Genomic DNA, 16,511 nt, shown 5'->3' with positions numbered 1-16,511 from the left:
GCTGGCAGGGCTCCCCGCAACCCCGCAGAGCGGGCTTTGTTGAAAAGCGGTCATTTTAACCGTTCATTAACTGCAGGTATTATCCATAATTATCTGCTTGAACGTCCATTTTCAGGAGCTGTAATGGAACCTATCCGCCCGGATAACGATGAATTGAGAGCCGAGAGGCCTACCGGTGCTACCGGAGCAACCGGCCCGAAGCGCAATGCGGAACGGCCGAATACCGGCGGCGCGGCCCGGAAGTCAGCCGGCCAGGCCAGAGAAACCAGGCGCAGCGGCGGTGGCCGGGCGCTGATCTGGCTTGCCTTGATTGCGGTGGGTGGTGCGGCGGGAGCTGGCTGGTACGGGCAAAGCCAGCGCATTGCCGCGCTGGAGAGCCAGCTGGAAGAGGCGGATTACTGGGCCAGGCAAAGTAAGCTGGCGCTGGCGCGTTTTGAGGGCGAGCTTTCTGAAACCGGAGAGTCGCTGCAGGAACGTGGTGCAACGCTTGAGGAAAAAATTGCCGCTAACGCCAAAGAGGTAAGTGTTGCCAACAGTGAAATTCGTAAACTGTGGGTTGTGGCCAACGAACGAAACCGAAAGCAGCTGGAAGAGCAGGCGCAGGCATTGTCGGGCCTGGATGAACGGCTGGCGGCTGCTGGCAAGTCATTGGCGGATCTGACCACAAGTCTGGAACAGCTTCGCTCGTCGCTGTCTGCCGATATAGCGCAGCTTGATGAAAAGCTCGGAGCCTCGGTAGCAGCTCTGGAGCAGGCCAACCGCGAGGCCGTCGGCCAGATAACAACGCTAACCCGGCAAATCGGTGATGTAGATAAAGTGGTTGAAAACCGGATACGCCGTTTTGAGCAGGAGCAAAGGCTGGGGAGCCAGGGTTTGGAGGCGCGTTTGGCGGCGCTGGAAGGCAGCGCCCGGCAGGCGGCCGGAGCGGGCGAACTGGCTTCGTTGCGCAAGCGGGTAGGGGAGCTGGCGCGCACGGTTGAATCGATCGATGCATCCCGCGCTCAGCTGACATCCCGGTTAGTCCGGCTGTCGGAAGAGGTAAACCAGTTGCGATCCCGCAGCGCAGCGCAGTGATGTTTCAGGGGTGAATGTAACGGTTTGTATTCATCCCTTGCGGTAGCTCTCAGTTCTTGAGCAGGGCAATTGTTATGATCTTTGCGACTCGATAAGGGATGAAGAGTGAATAACAATGAAAATCCGCGTGCCTTTCGTTCGTTTTATGCGCTTTCCGGTGATGTTGGCCTGTGTTGCCCTGGTTTCCGGCTGTACGATCTATCAGTCGATAGGGAAGAGTGTTGGAGCCTTCCTGCATCCGGTCTCCGGCCATGATTTTGTTCACATCGGTGCCGATGAGTGGGATCAGCAAAACGCCCTGCTGTATTTTTACCGCACCCACTCACAATGGGCGGCCGACGAGATCGAGGCGCCCAGCGTTTACATCGACGACTCCCACTACTTCAATATCCGCAATAACAGCTTTACCTGGCTGGAAGTGAGCCCGGGCGAGCGCCATATTGCCATGCGGCGCCCGTTACTTGGGCTGGAAGGCCTGAACTCGTTCAGCCTGAGCCTGATTGCCGATGCCACGCTGACGGTGGAGCCCGGAAAAATCTATTACCTGCGGTACAACGAGCTGGCCGGGCCATCCCGTGAAAACCCGGAACTTGATCCCGGGCATCCGCTGGCGTCCGGAGATTTGCAGCTGGTGAGCCGTGCCTACGCGATGCAGGAGGGCGAAATTGTTTCGACCTTGTTCCTGAATAGCGACTTGCTGGCGCCCAACCACGCTGCCACCTCTATTGTGGAGGTGAATCAGGACGATGACTATGAGCGGCGCAGGGCGGCGCTGGAGCAGCAGCGTGAAACTGAGATTCTGGCGTTGAAAGAAGAAGGGCTCTATGAAGAGCCTTCCTGGTACTGGCCATTCGGTGGTGGGCCAACGGTGGCGCTGGAGACAGATCGCAAGCTGGAAGCGCTGGACATCGAGTATGCGCAGTTACAGGACGAACGCGCACGAAAAGAAGCGGCCGAGGGTGGTGGCTGGTGGATTTTCTGACGTTTACAAACCACCGGTTTGGCGGCTAACGTCTGATTTTGGTTATTAAATGTCCGCTTTTAGAGTTTTTGAAAAAAACTTTAAAAAAATCCCTGAAAACAATTGACACCGTGAGTGAAATCCTTAGAATGCGCGTCTCACTTGGTTGAGACAGCAACGCTGAATCAGCAGGCAACATACGCCAACAAGTGACTGCTTTAAGCCTGAAGAACAGTAAGGCGACGAAGTGGGTGGTTAGCTCAGCTGGGAGAGCATCGCCCTTACAAGGCGAGGGTCACTGGTTCGATCCCAGTACCACCCACCATTTTAAAGCAGCGTTAGATTCGGCAATGCCGGATTGATGCGGAGCGGTAGTTCAGTTGGTTAGAATACCGGCCTGTCACGCCGGGGGTCGCGGGTTCGAGTCCCGTCCGCTCCGCCAACTTTTCCCGGGTGGTTAGCTCAGCTGGGAGAGCATCGCCCTTACAAGGCGAGGGTCACTGGTTCGATCCCAGTACCACCCACCAGATCGCGAAAAAAAGCAGACTCACAAGGTCTGCTTTTTTTTCGTCTCCGATAAAGTGCCTGCCCGGCACGACACCATTAGCCCGGTTGCCAAACCATAGCCCGTTTGCCAAACGATAGATGGTGACGCGGAACGCCCTCTTTATTTGCCGAGCAACGACTGGCCACACACCCGAACAATGTTGCCGTTCACTCCGGCGGATGCCGGGTTACAGTACCAGGCAATAGCTTCGGCAACGTCTACAGGCAAGCCTCCCTGAGACAGGCTGTTCATGCGCCTGCCCGCCTCGCGAACGGTAAAGGGCATAGCCGCCGTCATATCGGTTTCAATAAAGCCCGGGGCAACGGCGTTGATGGTAATGCCGTTTTTCAGCTGCCGGGCCATGGCTTCAACATAGCCGATCACACCGCTTTTAGCGCAGGCGTAGTTGGTTTGTCCGAAGTTGCCGGCAATGCCGCTGATGGATGAGATGCAGACAATCCGCCCGTTATCCCGAATCAATTCCCGTTGCTTCAGTTCGTCGTCAATCAATTGCCCGGCCGTAAGATTCACGGCGATGGTCGTGTCCCAGAAATGTTCCGGCATCTTGCCCAGCGTTTTGTCGCGGGTAATGCCGGCGTTGTGAATCACCAGATCTACGCCACCGGATTCTTTCGCAATAAAGTCTGCAATCAGTTGTGGTGCCTTGGTGTCGCTGATGTCGCAGGCCAGCGCCTTGCCTTTGAGCGGGGCGGTCACCGCTTTCAGCTCCTGAAGTGCAGCGGGAAGATCCACGCCAATGATGCTGGCGCCATCTCTTGCCAGAGTTTGTACGATGGCGGCGCCAATGCCCCGGGACGCACCCGTAACCAGAGCGACCTTTCCGGCAAGAGGAGCGACCGGATTGGTGGCCGGGGCGTCGCCAGCCTTGCCAATACGAACGGCCTGCCCGGACACATAGGCCGAACGCGGAGACAGAAAAAACCGCACCGATGATTCCAGCTGGCTTTCGGCATTGGGAGCAATCCAAAGCAGGTTGGCGGTACTTCCTTTCTTGCCGGTTTCCTTGGCGACGGCGCGAACAAAGCCCTCAAGGGCACGCTGCGCCGCGGCCTGTGGTGCCTTTCGGCAGGTGTGCGGATCCTGGCCGATAACCACAACCCGGCCATTGGCCGTCAGTTTTCGGATGCTGGGGTGGAAAAAATCGTACACTGCCCGTAGCTGCTCCGGTTTTTGCAAACCGGAGGCGTCGAAGACCAGGGCGCTGAACCGTGTGTCACTGTTGCCGGCAAGATCAAAAGGGCGGGCTTTGTTGCCGCTGCCCGCCGACTCCGACAGGCTGTCCACACCGGTGGCGTGGTATAGCGCCGCCGGGCTGGCTCCGAGAATCCGCCCCAGCACCGCAGCGGCCCGGGCGTTGGCGCCTGCACCTATTAGCACATTGCCCTCAACAAACGGCTGATCAACCCGCTTCAGGCGCTTCAAAGGCGCGGGTGAGGGCAGGCCCAGAGACTGTGCGGCGGTTTTTCCCACCGGTGTGTTCACGAGCTTGAAGTAGACGTCAGACATGGGAGCTTCCTTGTCGGTGGGTTTGCTTGCAAATAATTCTAAAGGGTAAAGAAAGTTCCAGCCATTGTATTGACTGAACGCAGCCAGGAGTCTGCGTGGCAGAACGCCGCACCACGGTGAGCGCCCCACTTTGGCCTCAAATCATCGCTAAAATGGTTTCAAAATGAAACGCTCTCGCTTGGCAAGATTTCTACCACGCAGACTCCTGGTGTCAGCCCCGCCAGTTCGCTGGAAAGCCGGTCTATGGTCTATGGATGAAAAAGGCCGTCTTGCAGACCGGAATGGTATGCAACCCCGCCACCTGGCCTGAAAAGATTTAGGTAATATCCGAAAACGCCTTTGACAGCGGCCCCCCGGCCCTATAATATGCGCGCCACGTTGATCGAGACAGCCGGTCAACAGACAGTTTGATGCGGGATGGAGCAGTCTGGTAGCTCGTCGGGCTCATAACCCGAAGGTCGTAGGTTCGAATCCTGCTCCCGCTACCAAAAAAGAAAAAGGCAGATCAGGTTACTGATCTGCCTTTTTTCGTTTTAATCCGCTATCGACGGGGTCAGACCCCAGCTACCTACGGGGTCTGACACTCGCTGTCAGACCCCTTTTTGGAATGCTGTCACTGGCACAGCAGCAACAGACTCCTTTATCATGCCGCCTCTAAAACCGATTCAGGAGCCTTTCCATGCCTGCACGGCTACCGGGCCTTTTTCGCCCCTTGCTGCCGTTAAGCCTGATTTCACCGATTGCCACCGGCACAGCCGCAGGTATTCTGTTGGCTTTCACCGCAGCCGCCTGCCGCTCTGCGGAGGCAAGACAGCCATGAAGGGGCACAAAAACCTGGTATTTATCGGTATGCCCGGCAGTGGCAAAAGTACCGTTGGCGTGCTGGTGGCCAAGCGTCTTGGGCTCGGGTTCGTGGATACAGACCTGGAGATCCAGCAACAAACTGGCCGGACTCTGCAGGATATTGTCGATCAGGATGGCTATCTGGCACTTCGCAAAATTGAAGAAGCGGTGTTATGCGCTTTGAACCTGCAGAGCCAGGTGATCAGCACCGGCGGCAGCGCCGTCTACAGCGATGTTGCCATGCAGCACCTTAAGCACGGCGGTCTTGTGGTGTTCCTCGACATTCCCTTATCCGTGGTGCGTCAGCGAATCGGTGACTACAGCCTTAGAGGTATATCACGGCGCCCGGGCCAGTCGCTGGAGGACTTGTTTACAGAGCGCCTGGCACTTTACCGACGCTATGCCGATGTCACGGTGCAGGGGCAGGGCCTTAGCCAGGACGAAGTATGCCAGGCCGTGATTGACGGAGTCAGCCACCTGGTTTAACCGGGGCTTTGGCACTCGCTAACTACAGGGGGCTGACACTCGCTGTCAGACCCCACATCGCCAAGGTTAAACGCTGGTGCCTTGTGGGGTCAGACCGCAAGGGTCAGACCCCTTTGGGCCGCAAGGGTCAGCCACCATTCTCCCCACGCCGCTCCAGGTATGCAGAGCCAGTACCACCTTCACCCTCCATCTGCACACTGATCCTTGGCGCGGCAACATCTATATAGCGCTCTTCCATCTTGCGTTTCAGCAGCAGATTGAAGGCGCGAGAGACATCCCACTGGTATTCGGGCTTGGTGCGCATGCGCATTCTTAGCACCGGGCAACCCTCTTCAAAGGCGTGGATGCCCTGCATTTCCAGAGGCGACCAGATCAGCCAGCGCATATCCGGCTGCGTGCGTAGGTCGTCGGCGGTTTCGTTCATCAGCAGGATGGCATCATCAATCGGCAGTTCCCGGGGGATGCGGATTTTGATCAGGGCGATGCCGAACTGGCGCGACATATTGTGAATGGAACTGATCTTACTGAAGGTGATGTGGTGTACCACGCCTTCAAGGTCTCGCAGGCGCACGGTGCGAAGGTTGAAGCCTTCCACCGTACCCATGAAACCGTTGATTTGCACGAAGTCGCCCACCGACATGGAATCTTCCACCACAATGAACAGCCCGGTGATCAAATCCTGCACCAGGGTCTGGGCACCAAAACCCACCGCCAGGCCAATAATACCGGCACCGGCAAGCAGCGGGGTAACATCTACCCCCAGGGTGGACAAGCTCACCAGAGTGGCGATGATCAGAATGGTGATCAGCAGGGTGTTGCGGGCGATGGGCAGTATGGTCTGGGCCCGGGCGGCGTTGATGCGTTTGTTGCGGTCGCCGCGGCCCATGGCCCGTTCCAGCAGTTCATCCACGAAAATCCAGGTAAGTTTGGCCACCAGCAGAATCACCACCAGCCCCAGCACGCTACCCGCAACCCCTTTACTGACCGAGGGTTTGCCCGCCACACCAAACAGCGACAATCCCCAAACCTGCAGGGTGAGCTCAAAAAACAGCAGCCAGGCAGCTGTCTGGATCAGGTTGTAGCCAAAGCGCACCAGCCGGCGGCTGAAGGTGCTCAACCCCTGGTGTTTGGGCCGGTTTTCCTGAATGCCGATCAGGCCTTGCAGGGCCAGGGTCAAAGCCAGCAGCAGGGCGCAGACCATGGCTTTACCCAGTGCCGCATCGGCCTCGCCGCCATTGATAAACACCGCCACCACCGAGGCACTGATGGCCACCAGCATGGGAATATGCCAGAGCCGGGCCAGCAGGGCGACTACTTCGCGCCACACACCCTGGTCCTGGCGCTGGCTGTAGGGCCGGTTGCGAATCAGGTGGGTAACCGGGCGCCGGTTGCGCACAATCAGATAGAAGCTCAACAGTGCCGCAACCACACTGAATACCAGAGCCAGGGCGCTGGCCAGTTCTCCGCCCAGCTGATCCGTTAGTTCGGTGGTGCCCAGAGAATCTTCCAGGGCGAACAGAACGCCAATAATAAACAGCGGCATCAGCATCCGACGGCGCAGAATCAATACGGCGGTTAACCGGTGGCCGTTGGAAAAAGTGGAAATCATCACATCGAACAACGACGTTAACACCCGCGCACTGAGCCCGGTGTAGGCCAGAATCAGCACGGTGGTTTGCGCACCTTCAGACATCCCGAAGCCCGGCAGTCCCGCCAGCAGGCCAAAAAAGGTGAGCAGCCAGGGCAGGGTGCGGCGCAGAAAGTGCGCTGCCAGCAGCCAGGGGCGCGGGTTTCTGGGCATTTGCAGGGGCCAGTCGCGCCACACAAAATACATCCGTGCCACCCGGGTTAGCCCCCACAGGGCCGCCAGCCAGACCGCCAGCCCGGCAGCGGTTTCCGCCAGCACCCGCAAAGACGCACTGGCCAGCAACTGTTTGGCGGCAATGTAGGCATTCTGAAAATGGGTTTTCCAGATCGCCAGGTGGCCAGGGGGCGAGCCGTCCTGGCTTTCGGTGTCGTCGAAGAAAACCGCAAGGGCGCCCAGCAGCCCTTCGGCTTCTGACACCTGGCTGGTCTTTTCGGTGGCTTCGGCTTCCAGCCCCTGTTGAATTGCCCGAAGTTGTTGAACCAGAGCCTCGCGCTGCTGGTCATTCTCCAGAGCCTCTATAGTAACTTCCAGGGAGGCTTGCAGGTCTTCCGGTGAGGCTTGTTTTTCTTCGGCCTGTTTGTTGAAACCGGGAATGCCCGGGAGTGAAATGGGCTGCGCCAGCGCGGCCTGGCCGGAGAACAGGAAAAACAGGGCGAATAGGAGCGCCGTTAGCCTCAAGTGTTTACCTCATTGAACGGTTTTCGGTGTGTTGGGCCTTAACGTTTCGCCAGCCGACGCTCCACCCAGCTATGGTACATCTTCGCCAGCGCCGGCCGGATAACCGGCAGGCTGATCAGCCAGGCCAGAGGCTTCAGCAGTGGCACCCGGCCCATCAATAGAATATAGGCGTCCATCTCACGGTGGATAATGCCCTGGCTGTCCTTCACGTGCAGCTCCTGCAGAGCCTCCAGCGGATCCACGCCCTGTTGGCGAAGCTCTTCATCCCGGCCGGTAATATCGAGCCATTGCACCGAATCGCCGGTTTTGCCCGCCAGCTTTTCATACCAGCGGCGATCCTTGATACAGGTGGCGCAGTCTCCGTCGTAGAACACAATGAGTTCAGTGTGTGTTGTTGCCATGGCGAACCCTCGGTCTCACGAAAGCGATTTCCGTTACACTAGCATTTTTCTTCTGGTTTATCTTATGGATGGATTCGCTTCCGTAAGTTGGAGCTTACATGGTCAAGGCCTCGTTTAAACATCTGTACAAAAGAGAGTGGTTAGCCGGAAGGCGTTGGGCAGGCGCCTCATTGATGCTTGTTACCCTGGGTGCCAGCCCAGCGCTCGCCCAATGGCAAGCAAGTGCCGGAGCCACAGCGGCCTACTTCCACTATGAAGAGCGCGCCACGGGCGGGCGAACGCTGAATACAGAGCGGGGCACCTTGCCAGGCCTTCAGCTTTCGTTGGGTTATGAGTTGTCACGTGGCATCCGGGTTCGTTTAACAGGAACCCGCTATGCAGAAGACGTGCGCTACCGGGGCATGACTCAGAGCGGGCGGCCCTTGCAAACCCGCACAGATACAGTCTTGAGTTTTGTTGATGCGGAACTGGAGTTGCCCGCGCTCCGGCACAACCACTGGGATTTTACCCCGGTGCTGCAGGCAGGTTACCGGCAGTGGCAGCGCCACATTCTACCGACCGGCAATGTAAGAGGCCTGGAAGAGGTGTACCAGTGGTATCAGGTGGGTGCCGGGGTTTCGGCCTGTCATTCCCTGGGCTTTTGGGTTTTCGAACGCGGATGCGCCAGGGCGTTGGCCGGTTACAGTTTTGAGGGCAACGTTGTGGTTAACCTGAAGGAGCTTTCCGCAGGTGAGCCCTCTCTGCGGCTGGGTTCGAAGCCGGGTGGAGCACTGGAGGTTTCTGTGCAGGCTGCCGCGTTTGAAATATCGCTGTTCAGCCGGTACTGGCAGTTTGGCAGGAGTAATCCGTTAACCGTAAACCGGCCGGCAGGCCAGTTGTCAATCGAAGAACCGGCCAGCCAAAGCTGGCTGACCGGTATAAGTGCCCGATATCGGTTCTGATTCGGGTTAGTAGTTGTAGGTTTCCGATACACCGTTGTAGGTAACGGTGAACGAGTTACAGTCCGCGAAGTCCACCCGCAACACGTTGCCGCCGGAACTGTCTGTTACCACAATGCTGCCAGACTGGAAGCCATAGCCGCCTTCGCACAGCAACAGGTCCGTGGCCTGGTAGTCGATGTAGCCGCGGTCGCCGTCGTAAACCCGTGCGCTTACGTCGTAGCTGCCATCGAAGTTGTCATCAACATCAACGTTAGACGTGCGGTAGGTTCTGCCGTTGGTGCCAACGTAATCGCTGGTGTAGGTGCAGTTCAGGAAATCACCATTACAGCGGTAGGTGCCTTTTGTTGAGGTGGTTTCGCCTCTGTAGGTAACCGTGTAGTCGAAGGTGTAGCCCCACTCACCGCCGGATTCGACGTTGTCATAGCCGAAGAAATCGAACGTGCCATTGATGACAGAGCGGTACTCACCGGAACCCGTACAGTAGTTGTCGTAAACAACACTGTAGTTGTCGAACTGGTTATTGGTGTAGTTCACCCGCGCATTGCCACCACAATCCCCGGCGACATTCATAACAGCACCCGTAGGCGCCAGTGCGGAATCCACCAGTTCCAGCGAATGATTCACCAGCCACTCCTGTGGCTTCACCTGAATCGCCACCCCAAACGGTGAGTCTGGTGTAGCTTCCTCAGCAATCGCCTGCCGGGCCGACTGAGTAGCCGCCTCTGCACCCAGTTTGGCATCTTCATTGGAGCTAATGGTCGCCGCGCCTTCGTTAAAGCCAACGCTGCCACCACCGCCGCCCCCGGTATCGCCGCCGGTGTCACCGCCGCCGCCACCACCGCCGCCACCGCAGCCGGTCAGCCCCAGCAGAAGGGAAAAGGCAATAGCTGTGCCTGCTTTGGCGCACCATGCGCCGGATTGGTTGAATAACATGTTGCTCTCTCCTGTTTCTTCCATAAAAACAGCACCTGCTTCAGTGCTCGCCCGGGCTCTCCTTTTCGAACCCTGACAATATTGTAATGTGTCTTAGGTAAAAAGTCAGATTTGCATCAAGTTTGGGGGGCAGATGCAAGCATCGCCTTTCTGTTTCAGGCAAGCGGGTTCTCTATTCAGCCAGGCAGGTTTTTACCGTTCGCTCGAATGTCAGGGCCATGCGCTCGAACATCCCCTCAATAGTGGCGGTCTGGGCATCCGGTTCCCGGGCGGCATGAATGGCGGCCAAAAGTTCTGCGCTGGCCCTGCGGAACTCCGGGTTCATGATGCCCCGGGCGCTCATCAGGTAGGTATCTGCCAGCACCTGCTGCCAGTGCGCTAGTTTTTCGTTTACCAGCGGTGTGCGGTGATTCTTCAGGCGCTTACGCAGGCGAATGGACATATGGCCAATGTTCAGGCCGGTAAAGCCCAGGTCGGTCATAATCCGGCTGGGGCTGCCGGAGCCCTGATCGTAATTGGCCAGGCGCAGCAGGCGCTCGCCCATGCGGCCGTTTAGCCAGTTTTCCGGGCTGTGGTGTTCATCAATGTCGGTCAGGTCCCGGGCCGTGGCTTTCAGCAAACGCCACTGCAGCAGCTGGCTGTCGGGCGGCGTGATCAGCTTGAACACCCAGTAAAGAATGCTGATGCCCACCAGCAGGCCCAACGCATTGCTGGTGGCCATTTCCACGCTGAAGGTCATCTTGTTGCTGGGCTGCACAATCAGCGTGAAAGGAATGCAGAAGCCCAGGCCATAGGGCAGGGTGGGGCGATCCGCCAGGGCCAGCAGGCCAACGAAATAGGGACCGGCCAGCACCAGAATCAGCATCTCGAAGTCGCCACTGCTGCGGGACAACAGCCCAAGGCCGAAGAACAATGCCACCGGAATGGCCACCACCACACCCAGCAGCAGACGGCGCAGCATTACCGTAAGCACCGCCAGCGAAAACCGGGCAAACATAATCGAGAACACCACCGGCATGATCATCATCATAATCGCCGCCGGGCTGCTGGTGGTCAGCCACACCACGGCGCCGATCACGAACACCACCGCGGTACGAAAGCCGTTCACGGCGCCGATTAAAGGGTCCCGGTGGGTGCGGAATTTCGAGGCTTTCAACAGTGTCTGGTCGCTGTTCTCCAGGGCATTGTAAGCCCTGAGCACCATCACCAGGTCTGCCACCAACTCTGCCGCCGTTTGGGTGAGCCGCACCACAATCGCCGATTCGTTCTCGTAATTGGCGCGATGTTCCAGCAACGAGCGCCGCAGGGCCTGCGCCTGCAGGTAGGACTCCTCGTAATTGTCGGCATCGGCAATCTTACGAAAGTGGATGCGCATATCTGCCAGCAGCTTGCCAAATGCCGGGGAAACCAGATCCGCATGATTGCGGGGAAAGCGGCCCATAATCTGGGTAACCGCCAGCAGCGACATCACCTTGTTGCACAGCAAATGGGCGGCGCGGCTCCGGCCCGGGCCTTCGGGGCCTTCATAGGCCACGGCACTGGAATCGTCGTTCAGCACCACCAGGGTTTCCAGAATCTCATCGGCGTGCTTGTGCCGTTGCTCGTGGGTGCTATTCGGGTCCAGTTCCAGCGAGAGGTATTCCAGCGTGCGGTTGATGGCATCGCGGGCATGGTGGCGCAGGCTGGCCCGCACCGTCACCGGCCAGAACAACTGGCTTACCAGCATGGCGCAAAGCGCACCCACCGAGATTTCGCTGATGCGGGACTGGGCAATATCAAACACCGCCCGGCTGTCCACCGCATTGGGGTTGGCGATCACCAGTACCACCACCAGGCCGGCTGTCATGCCAGACATGGCATAGGCGTACATAAAATTGGTGTTATGAACCATGGAAGAGGCGGCAGAGTTCAGGCCGATCCACAAGGTAAGGCAGCCCAGGGCCACCAGCGGGTAGGGAATGAAAAACGCCAGAATCAGAATGCCCACGCCACCGCCCACCACTGAGCCGAAGATCTGGCACAGAGCCTTTTCGATCACCAGGCCGCTTTCCGGGCGGATTTGCAGAAACACCGCGGAAACCAGCGCCCAGTAGGGGCGATCAAGTTGCAGAACCATCGACACCGCCAGGGCCAGCGCCATGGAAATCACGCCCTTCACCGCAAAAATCACCGCCCGGCGATGGGGCAACAACAGCTGGTTTACAAGCGGATGGAGCGTTATCGACACGGGCCGGGCTCCGTCAGTTCGGGTGGTCGGTGGGTTCCAGATAAATCGACACGGTCATCCCCGCACTCAGGTTCAGGCCTTCGGGCACCGGGTCCAGGGCAATATCCACCGGAATCCGCTGCGCCAGCCGTACCCAGTTAAAGCCCTGTTGCACCTGGGGCAGCATCTGGCTGTTGCTGGCGGTGTTGGCGTCGGCAATGCCCCGGGCAATACTGGTTACCGTGCCAGTGAGTTGCTCCCGACCGGACAGCAGTTTGATGCTGGCACTCTGGCCTTCGTGCACCATCTGCAGCTTGGTTTCCTCAAAATACCCGGTTACGTAGAAGGAATCCTGTTTGATCAGCGACAGCACCGGCTGCCCGTGGGTAGCGTAATTGCCTTCCCGCAAAGAAAGATTGGTGATGGTGCCATTGTGGGGGGCGGTTACCCGGGTGCGTTCCAGGTCTATGCGGGCAGTGGCCAACTCGGCAGCGGCCAACTGGTAACTGGCCTCGGCCGACTCTGCCCGAATGCGGTAGCTTTCCAGGCTTTCTTCACTGATGGTTTTGCGGTCCGACATGGTCTGGCGCCGCTGGAACTGATGCTGAGCCAGGTCCCGGGCCGTTTGCGCCTGGGCCAGCCGGGCCTTCCGCTCGGCAAGCTCGGCCTGGTAGCGGGTGTCGTCGATGCGGAACAGCAGATCGCCCTTTTTCACCGGGGCGTTGTTCTCCACATTCACCGAGGTAACCCAGCCAGATACATCCGGCGCCAGGGTAACCACATCGGCACGAATACGGCCGTCCCGGGTCCAAGGGGAATACAGGTAGTGATCCCACAGCCAGGTGCCCGCAAATACCGCGCCCGCCACCACCAGCAGGGTCAGCCCGATTCGTGCCAGTTTTCCCATAGCCATCCTTCAGTTGTCGAGCAGATACACAATACCGGCCAGATAGCACACAAACATGGCCACATCGAACCAGGCTTCTTTCCAGATAAAGCGGCGCAGTTTCAGATGGTGCAGCGCCAGGCGAGTACCGGCAGACAGCAGAAACGCCACAGGTGCCAGCGCCAGCAGGGGGCTGAACAGCATTCCGCCAATACTCATTTCATGCAGCATAGTGGTTGATTATTGCCCCGTCATGTAGGCGGCCAGCGCTTTTATATCCTGCTCTGAAAGGCCGCTGGCAATTGCGGTCATCGGTGAACTGCTGGCCGCCGGGTTCATTTTCTTGAACCGCTTCAGGGCAGTTTCTGTGTACTCCGTGGGTTGCCCCGCCAAACGGGGCATATTCTGGAACCCCTGGCCATTCTCACCATGGCACGAGGAGCAGCGTTGGGCAAAGAGTTTTTCACCGGCACTGGCCAGGGCCGGAGCTTGTACCTCTCGCGCTTTGGCGGTTTGCTGGCTGTAATACACCGCAATATTGATGCGCTCTTCCAGCGACAGCGATTGCGCCAGTTTGGTCATCACATAGTCTTCACGGGTGCCGTCCCGAAACTGCTCGAATTGTTCGAACAGATAAAGCGGGTGCTGGCCCGCCAGGTTCGGAATGTAATCCCGCTTGCTGTTGCCGTCTTCACCGTGGCAGTAGCCGCAGAATTTGATGCGCTCGTGGCCCGCCTCGTAACTGGCCTGGCGCCGGGCGTCATCGGCCATGATGGCTTCAAGCCTGGCCATGGCATCGTCGGTGGAACTGGCGGTGGCCAGCGGGGCTGTAAAAACTCCAAGTGCTAACAACAGGCTTTTCACGCCAATTTTTGAAATCATAAGGCACCAATAGCAAAGGAAAATAAGAAGAGTAGAAGGCTATTCTGGGTTGGGTCTTGCTAAAGGTCAAAAAAAGCCGATTTATGTTTGTATTTCAGGTGATTGAGCTGTAAATGGCGATACATTCCCTACTGGCTTCAAAAAATTGCGTTAAGCTTGGAGTAACCACTGGCCGACAAGGATTCAGGTTTCATGAAACTGCGCTTTCTTGGCGGTGCCGGTACCGTAACCGGCTCCCGCTACCTGTTGTCAGACGAAAAGCATCGCGTACTCATCGACTGTGGCATGTACCAGGGGGTACGAACGCTTCGCCGCCGTAACTGGGCGCCCTTCCCGGTGGACCCGGCCACGGTGGAGGCCGTGGTGCTTACCCATGCCCATATCGACCATTCCGGGTATTTACCGGCCCTGGTGAAAAACGGCTTCAAAGGCAAAATCTACTGCACCAAAGCCACCCATGAACTGTGCAAGGTGCTGTTGCCAGATGCGGGCTATTTGCAGGAAGAAGATGCCAAGTACGCGCATCGGAAGAAGTTCTCGCGCCATGAAAACCCGGAGCCGCTGTTCACCGAAAAAGACGCCCGGGAATCCCTGAAACACTTTGAATCCCGGCATTTTCATGAAGCGTTCGAGCCGGTACCCGGCTTTGAAGTGAAATTCACCCCCGCCGGGCACATTTTAGGTTCCGCCTGCGTACACGTTACCCACAAAGGCTCGGCTCGCACCGTGGTATTCAGCGGCGATGTGGGCCGCCAGAACGACCTGATCATGCGCCCGCCCGAGCCCCTTCACCACGCCGACGTGCTGGTGTGCGAATCCACCTACGGCGACCGCACCCACGGCGAATCCGACCCGGAAACCGAGCTGGCGGATGTGATCACCCGCACCGCAGGCCGTGGCGGCATCGTGCTGGTTCCCGCCTTTGCCGTGGGCCGGGCCCAGATGTTGCTGTACGTGGTGCATAAACTGATGGGCGAGGGCCGCATTCCGCGCTTGCCGGTGTACCTGAACAGCCCCATGGCCATCAAAGCCACCGAAATCTTCTGCCGCCACCACAAAGAACACCGGCTGAACGCTGCCCAGTGCGAGTTGATCGACGACAAAACCCAGTTTGTACGCACCGTGGAAGAGTCCATCGAACTGGACGCCGCCCGTTACCCCTGCATCATCGTCTCTGCCAGCGGCATGGCCTCCGGTGGCCGGGTACTGCACCACCTGAAAACCCTGCTGCCCAACCCCAGAAACAGCGTGGTCTTCGCCGGCTTCCAGGCCCCCGGTACCCGTGGCGATGCTCTTGTAAAAGGCGCCGACTCGGTAAAAATCCACGGCGAATACTGGCCCGTGAAAGCCGAAATTCACAACCTCGACAGCATGAGCGCCCACGGCGACTACCAGGAAATCCTCGAATGGCTGAGCCAGGGCGAACTGCAGCCCCGGCAGGTATACATCACCCACGGCGAACCCGTCGCCAGCGACACCATGCGCAAACACATCCACGAAAAATTCGGCTGGCCCGCCGACGTCCCAGACCTCTTCGAAGAAGTCACCCTCTAACGGTAGGGTCAGACCCCGATACATTTGGCCATGCGAAATGTACCGGGGTCTGACCCCACATTTTTGTTAAGATGGGGGAAATACTTCGCAGGACGCAAGAATGCATTACAACTCAATACTTCCGGATGTTATTAAAGTAGCGGATGAAGCCAGCGAGAAGGTGCTGCACATCTATCAATCTGATTTCAAAGTGAACTACAAGGAAGATGATTCGCCGATTACGGCAGCGGATCTCGCCAGCCACGACATCATCATGCGCGGCCTGCGCAACATCAGCCGAGACATTCCGATTTTGTCGGAGGAGGGCGCAGATATCTCATGGGAGGAGCGTAAACACTGGCGGCGCTTCTGGCTGATCGACCCGATTGATGGCACCAAGGATTTCACCCAGCGCACCGGCGAATTCACGGTGAATATCGCGTTGATTGAAGACGGCGTGCCGGTTCTGGGCGTAGTTACCGCGCCAGCCTTGAAAGAAGCATTCTGGGGGATCAAGGGCGAAGGCGCCTTCAAGCGCGACCGCACCGGCCATGTGCACCGCATTCGCACCAGCGAGCCGAGAGACCCGCTGCGGATAGTGGCCAGCAAGAACCACCTTAATGACGAAACCCGCGCCTTCATTGACGGCCTCGGCGCTCACGAAACGCTCCAGGCAGGCAGTTCGCTGAAATTCTGCCGCATCGCCGAAGGCCATGCCGACATCTATCCCCGTATGGGGCCCACCAGCGAATGGGACACAGGTGCCGCCCACGCCGTGCTACTGGCCGCTGGCGGCAATGTGAAAACCTTTGAGGGGGATGCTCTGGCCTATGGCAAAGAGCAGATTCTGAACCCGAACTTTATTGCGGCGGGTAACTGGTACTTCTAGCGGCTAGCGATGGGGGCAGACCCCGATACATTTGACAGGGTGAAATGTACCGGGGTCAGACCCTAATAAATTCAGG

At 58.1% G+C, this 16,511-nt stretch carries 14 protein-coding genes and 4 tRNA genes; 10 read left to right on the top strand and 8 right to left on the bottom strand.

The features are described from left to right. Positions 1 to 123 precede the first annotated feature (123 nt). The 5 genes from C7H09_RS18675 to C7H09_RS18655 all read left to right on the top strand — a co-directional run bounded on the left by C7H09_RS18675 (position 124) and on the right by C7H09_RS18655 (position 2,562). On the top strand, positions 124 to 1,074 hold the full coding sequence (locus C7H09_RS18675; RefSeq protein ID WP_106765567.1) for a coiled-coil domain-containing protein: 951 nt from the start codon (positions 124 to 126) through the stop codon (positions 1,072 to 1,074). 115 nt (positions 1,075 to 1,189) lie between these two features. Continuing rightward, positions 1,190 to 2,056, top strand: a complete 867-nt coding sequence (locus C7H09_RS18670; RefSeq protein WP_106765566.1) for a DUF2846 domain-containing protein — start codon at positions 1,190 to 1,192, stop codon at positions 2,054 to 2,056. Positions 2,057 to 2,284: 228 nt separating this feature from the next. Further along, positions 2,285 to 2,360 (top strand) — tRNA-Val (locus C7H09_RS18665). Positions 2,361 to 2,400: 40 nt separating this feature from the next. Continuing rightward, positions 2,401 to 2,477: transfer RNA gene (locus tag C7H09_RS18660), tRNA-Asp, on the top strand. 9 nt (positions 2,478 to 2,486) lie between these two features. After that, positions 2,487 to 2,562, top strand: a tRNA-Val gene (locus tag C7H09_RS18655). A 140-nt stretch (positions 2,563 to 2,702) separates the two neighbouring features. Here the strand turns inward: C7H09_RS18655 and C7H09_RS18650 are convergent. Further along, positions 2,703 to 4,109 (bottom strand): 3-oxoacyl-ACP reductase, encoded by a 1,407-nt coding sequence (locus C7H09_RS18650; RefSeq protein ID WP_106765565.1) that lies wholly within the window; start codon positions 4,107 to 4,109, stop codon positions 2,703 to 2,705. 411 nt (positions 4,110 to 4,520) lie between these two features. On the opposite strand from C7H09_RS18650, the gene C7H09_RS18645 reads away from it, so the two are divergent. Then, positions 4,521 to 4,597: transfer RNA gene (locus tag C7H09_RS18645), tRNA-Met, on the top strand. A gap of 328 nt (positions 4,598 to 4,925) precedes the next feature. Next, the gene (locus C7H09_RS18640) at positions 4,926 to 5,438 is read left to right on the top strand and encodes a shikimate kinase (RefSeq protein WP_106765564.1); all 513 of its coding nucleotides are present in this window, start codon (positions 4,926 to 4,928) and stop codon (positions 5,436 to 5,438) included. Positions 5,439 to 5,565: 127 nt separating this feature from the next. Here the strand turns inward: C7H09_RS18640 and C7H09_RS18635 are convergent, their stop codons facing one another. Next, a complete protein-coding gene (locus tag C7H09_RS18635; protein ID WP_106765563.1) occupies positions 5,566 to 7,764 on the bottom strand; it encodes a mechanosensitive ion channel domain-containing protein in 2,199 nt (732 codons plus the stop codon). Positions 7,765 to 7,802: 38 nt separating this feature from the next. Then, a complete protein-coding gene (locus C7H09_RS18630; RefSeq protein ID WP_106765562.1) occupies positions 7,803 to 8,165 on the bottom strand; it encodes a thiol-disulfide oxidoreductase DCC family protein in 363 nt (120 codons plus the stop codon). A 173-nt stretch (positions 8,166 to 8,338) separates the two neighbouring features. On the opposite strand from C7H09_RS18630, the gene C7H09_RS18625 reads away from it, so the two are divergent. Then, positions 8,339 to 9,106 (top strand): hypothetical protein, encoded by a 768-nt coding sequence (locus C7H09_RS18625; RefSeq protein WP_106765561.1) that lies wholly within the window; start codon positions 8,339 to 8,341, stop codon positions 9,104 to 9,106. Positions 9,107 to 9,112: 6 nt separating this feature from the next. Here the strand turns inward: C7H09_RS18625 and C7H09_RS20050 are convergent, their stop codons facing one another. The 5 genes from C7H09_RS20050 to C7H09_RS18600 all read right to left on the bottom strand — a co-directional run bounded on the left by C7H09_RS20050 (position 9,113) and on the right by C7H09_RS18600 (position 14,013). Next, positions 9,113 to 10,039, bottom strand: a complete 927-nt coding sequence (locus C7H09_RS20050; protein WP_206074362.1) for a hypothetical protein — start codon at positions 10,037 to 10,039, stop codon at positions 9,113 to 9,115. A gap of 172 nt (positions 10,040 to 10,211) precedes the next feature. Further along, complete coding sequence (locus C7H09_RS18615) at positions 10,212 to 12,266, bottom strand: FUSC family protein (protein WP_240616661.1); 2,055 nt, start codon at positions 12,264 to 12,266, stop codon at positions 10,212 to 10,214. Between the two features lie 13 nt (positions 12,267 to 12,279). Beyond that, on the bottom strand, positions 12,280 to 13,152 hold the full coding sequence (locus C7H09_RS18610; protein WP_106765560.1) for an efflux RND transporter periplasmic adaptor subunit: 873 nt from the start codon (positions 13,150 to 13,152) through the stop codon (positions 12,280 to 12,282). A 9-nt stretch (positions 13,153 to 13,161) separates the two neighbouring features. After that, positions 13,162 to 13,350: a DUF1656 domain-containing protein gene (locus tag C7H09_RS18605; protein ID WP_276309332.1), complete on the bottom strand. Its 189-nt coding sequence runs from the start codon at positions 13,348 to 13,350 to the stop codon at positions 13,162 to 13,164. A 21-nt stretch (positions 13,351 to 13,371) separates the two neighbouring features. Continuing rightward, entirely contained in the window at positions 13,372 to 14,013 is a 642-nt protein-coding gene (locus tag C7H09_RS18600) for a c-type cytochrome (protein WP_106765558.1), read from the bottom strand. Between the two features lie 192 nt (positions 14,014 to 14,205). Between C7H09_RS18600 and C7H09_RS18595 the strand changes: the two genes are divergently transcribed. Then, entirely contained in the window at positions 14,206 to 15,567 is a 1,362-nt protein-coding gene (locus C7H09_RS18595; protein ID WP_106765557.1) for an MBL fold metallo-hydrolase RNA specificity domain-containing protein, read from the top strand. A gap of 100 nt (positions 15,568 to 15,667) precedes the next feature. Then, on the top strand, positions 15,668 to 16,435 hold the full coding sequence (cysQ, locus tag C7H09_RS18590) for a 3'(2'),5'-bisphosphate nucleotidase CysQ (RefSeq protein WP_106765556.1): 768 nt from the start codon (positions 15,668 to 15,670) through the stop codon (positions 16,433 to 16,435). The last annotated feature ends 76 nt before the right edge of the window (positions 16,436 to 16,511 follow it).

This window comes from Marinobacter fuscus (assembly GCF_003007675.1).
GTDB classification, from domain to species: Bacteria; Pseudomonadota; Gammaproteobacteria; order Pseudomonadales; family Oleiphilaceae; genus Marinobacter; species Marinobacter fuscus.
The sequence above is the reverse complement of the archived record's forward strand: the minus strand, read 5'-3'. Positions and strand labels throughout refer to the sequence as shown.

What these genes read in the sequence shown, in the direction of transcription:
- C7H09_RS18675 (WP_106765567.1), top strand. Translation starts at nt 124, where the DNA reads ATGGAACCTATCCGCCCGGATAACGATGAATTGAGAGCCGAGAGGCCT.
- C7H09_RS18670 (WP_106765566.1), top strand. Translation starts at nt 1,190, where the DNA reads ATGAAAATCCGCGTGCCTTTCGTTCGTTTTATGCGCTTTCCGGTGATG.
- C7H09_RS18650 (WP_106765565.1), bottom strand. Translation starts at nt 4,109, where the DNA reads ATGTCTGACGTCTACTTCAAGCTCGTGAACACACCGGTGGGAAAAACC.
- C7H09_RS18640 (WP_106765564.1), top strand. Translation starts at nt 4,926, where the DNA reads ATGAAGGGGCACAAAAACCTGGTATTTATCGGTATGCCCGGCAGTGGC.
- C7H09_RS18630 (WP_106765562.1), bottom strand. Translation starts at nt 8,165, where the DNA reads ATGGCAACAACACACACTGAACTCATTGTGTTCTACGACGGAGACTGC.
- C7H09_RS18625 (WP_106765561.1), top strand. Translation starts at nt 8,339, where the DNA reads ATGCTTGTTACCCTGGGTGCCAGCCCAGCGCTCGCCCAATGGCAAGCA.
- C7H09_RS20050 (WP_206074362.1), bottom strand. Translation starts at nt 10,039, where the DNA reads ATGTTATTCAACCAATCCGGCGCATGGTGCGCCAAAGCAGGCACAGCT.
- C7H09_RS18610 (WP_106765560.1), bottom strand. Translation starts at nt 13,152, where the DNA reads ATGGGAAAACTGGCACGAATCGGGCTGACCCTGCTGGTGGTGGCGGGC.
- C7H09_RS18605 (WP_276309332.1), bottom strand. Translation starts at nt 13,350, where the DNA reads ATGAGTATTGGCGGAATGCTGTTCAGCCCCCTGCTGGCGCTGGCACCT.
- C7H09_RS18600 (WP_106765558.1), bottom strand. Translation starts at nt 14,013, where the DNA reads ATGATTTCAAAAATTGGCGTGAAAAGCCTGTTGTTAGCACTTGGAGTT.
- C7H09_RS18595 (WP_106765557.1), top strand. Translation starts at nt 14,206, where the DNA reads ATGAAACTGCGCTTTCTTGGCGGTGCCGGTACCGTAACCGGCTCCCGC.
- cysQ (WP_106765556.1), top strand. Translation starts at nt 15,668, where the DNA reads ATGCATTACAACTCAATACTTCCGGATGTTATTAAAGTAGCGGATGAA.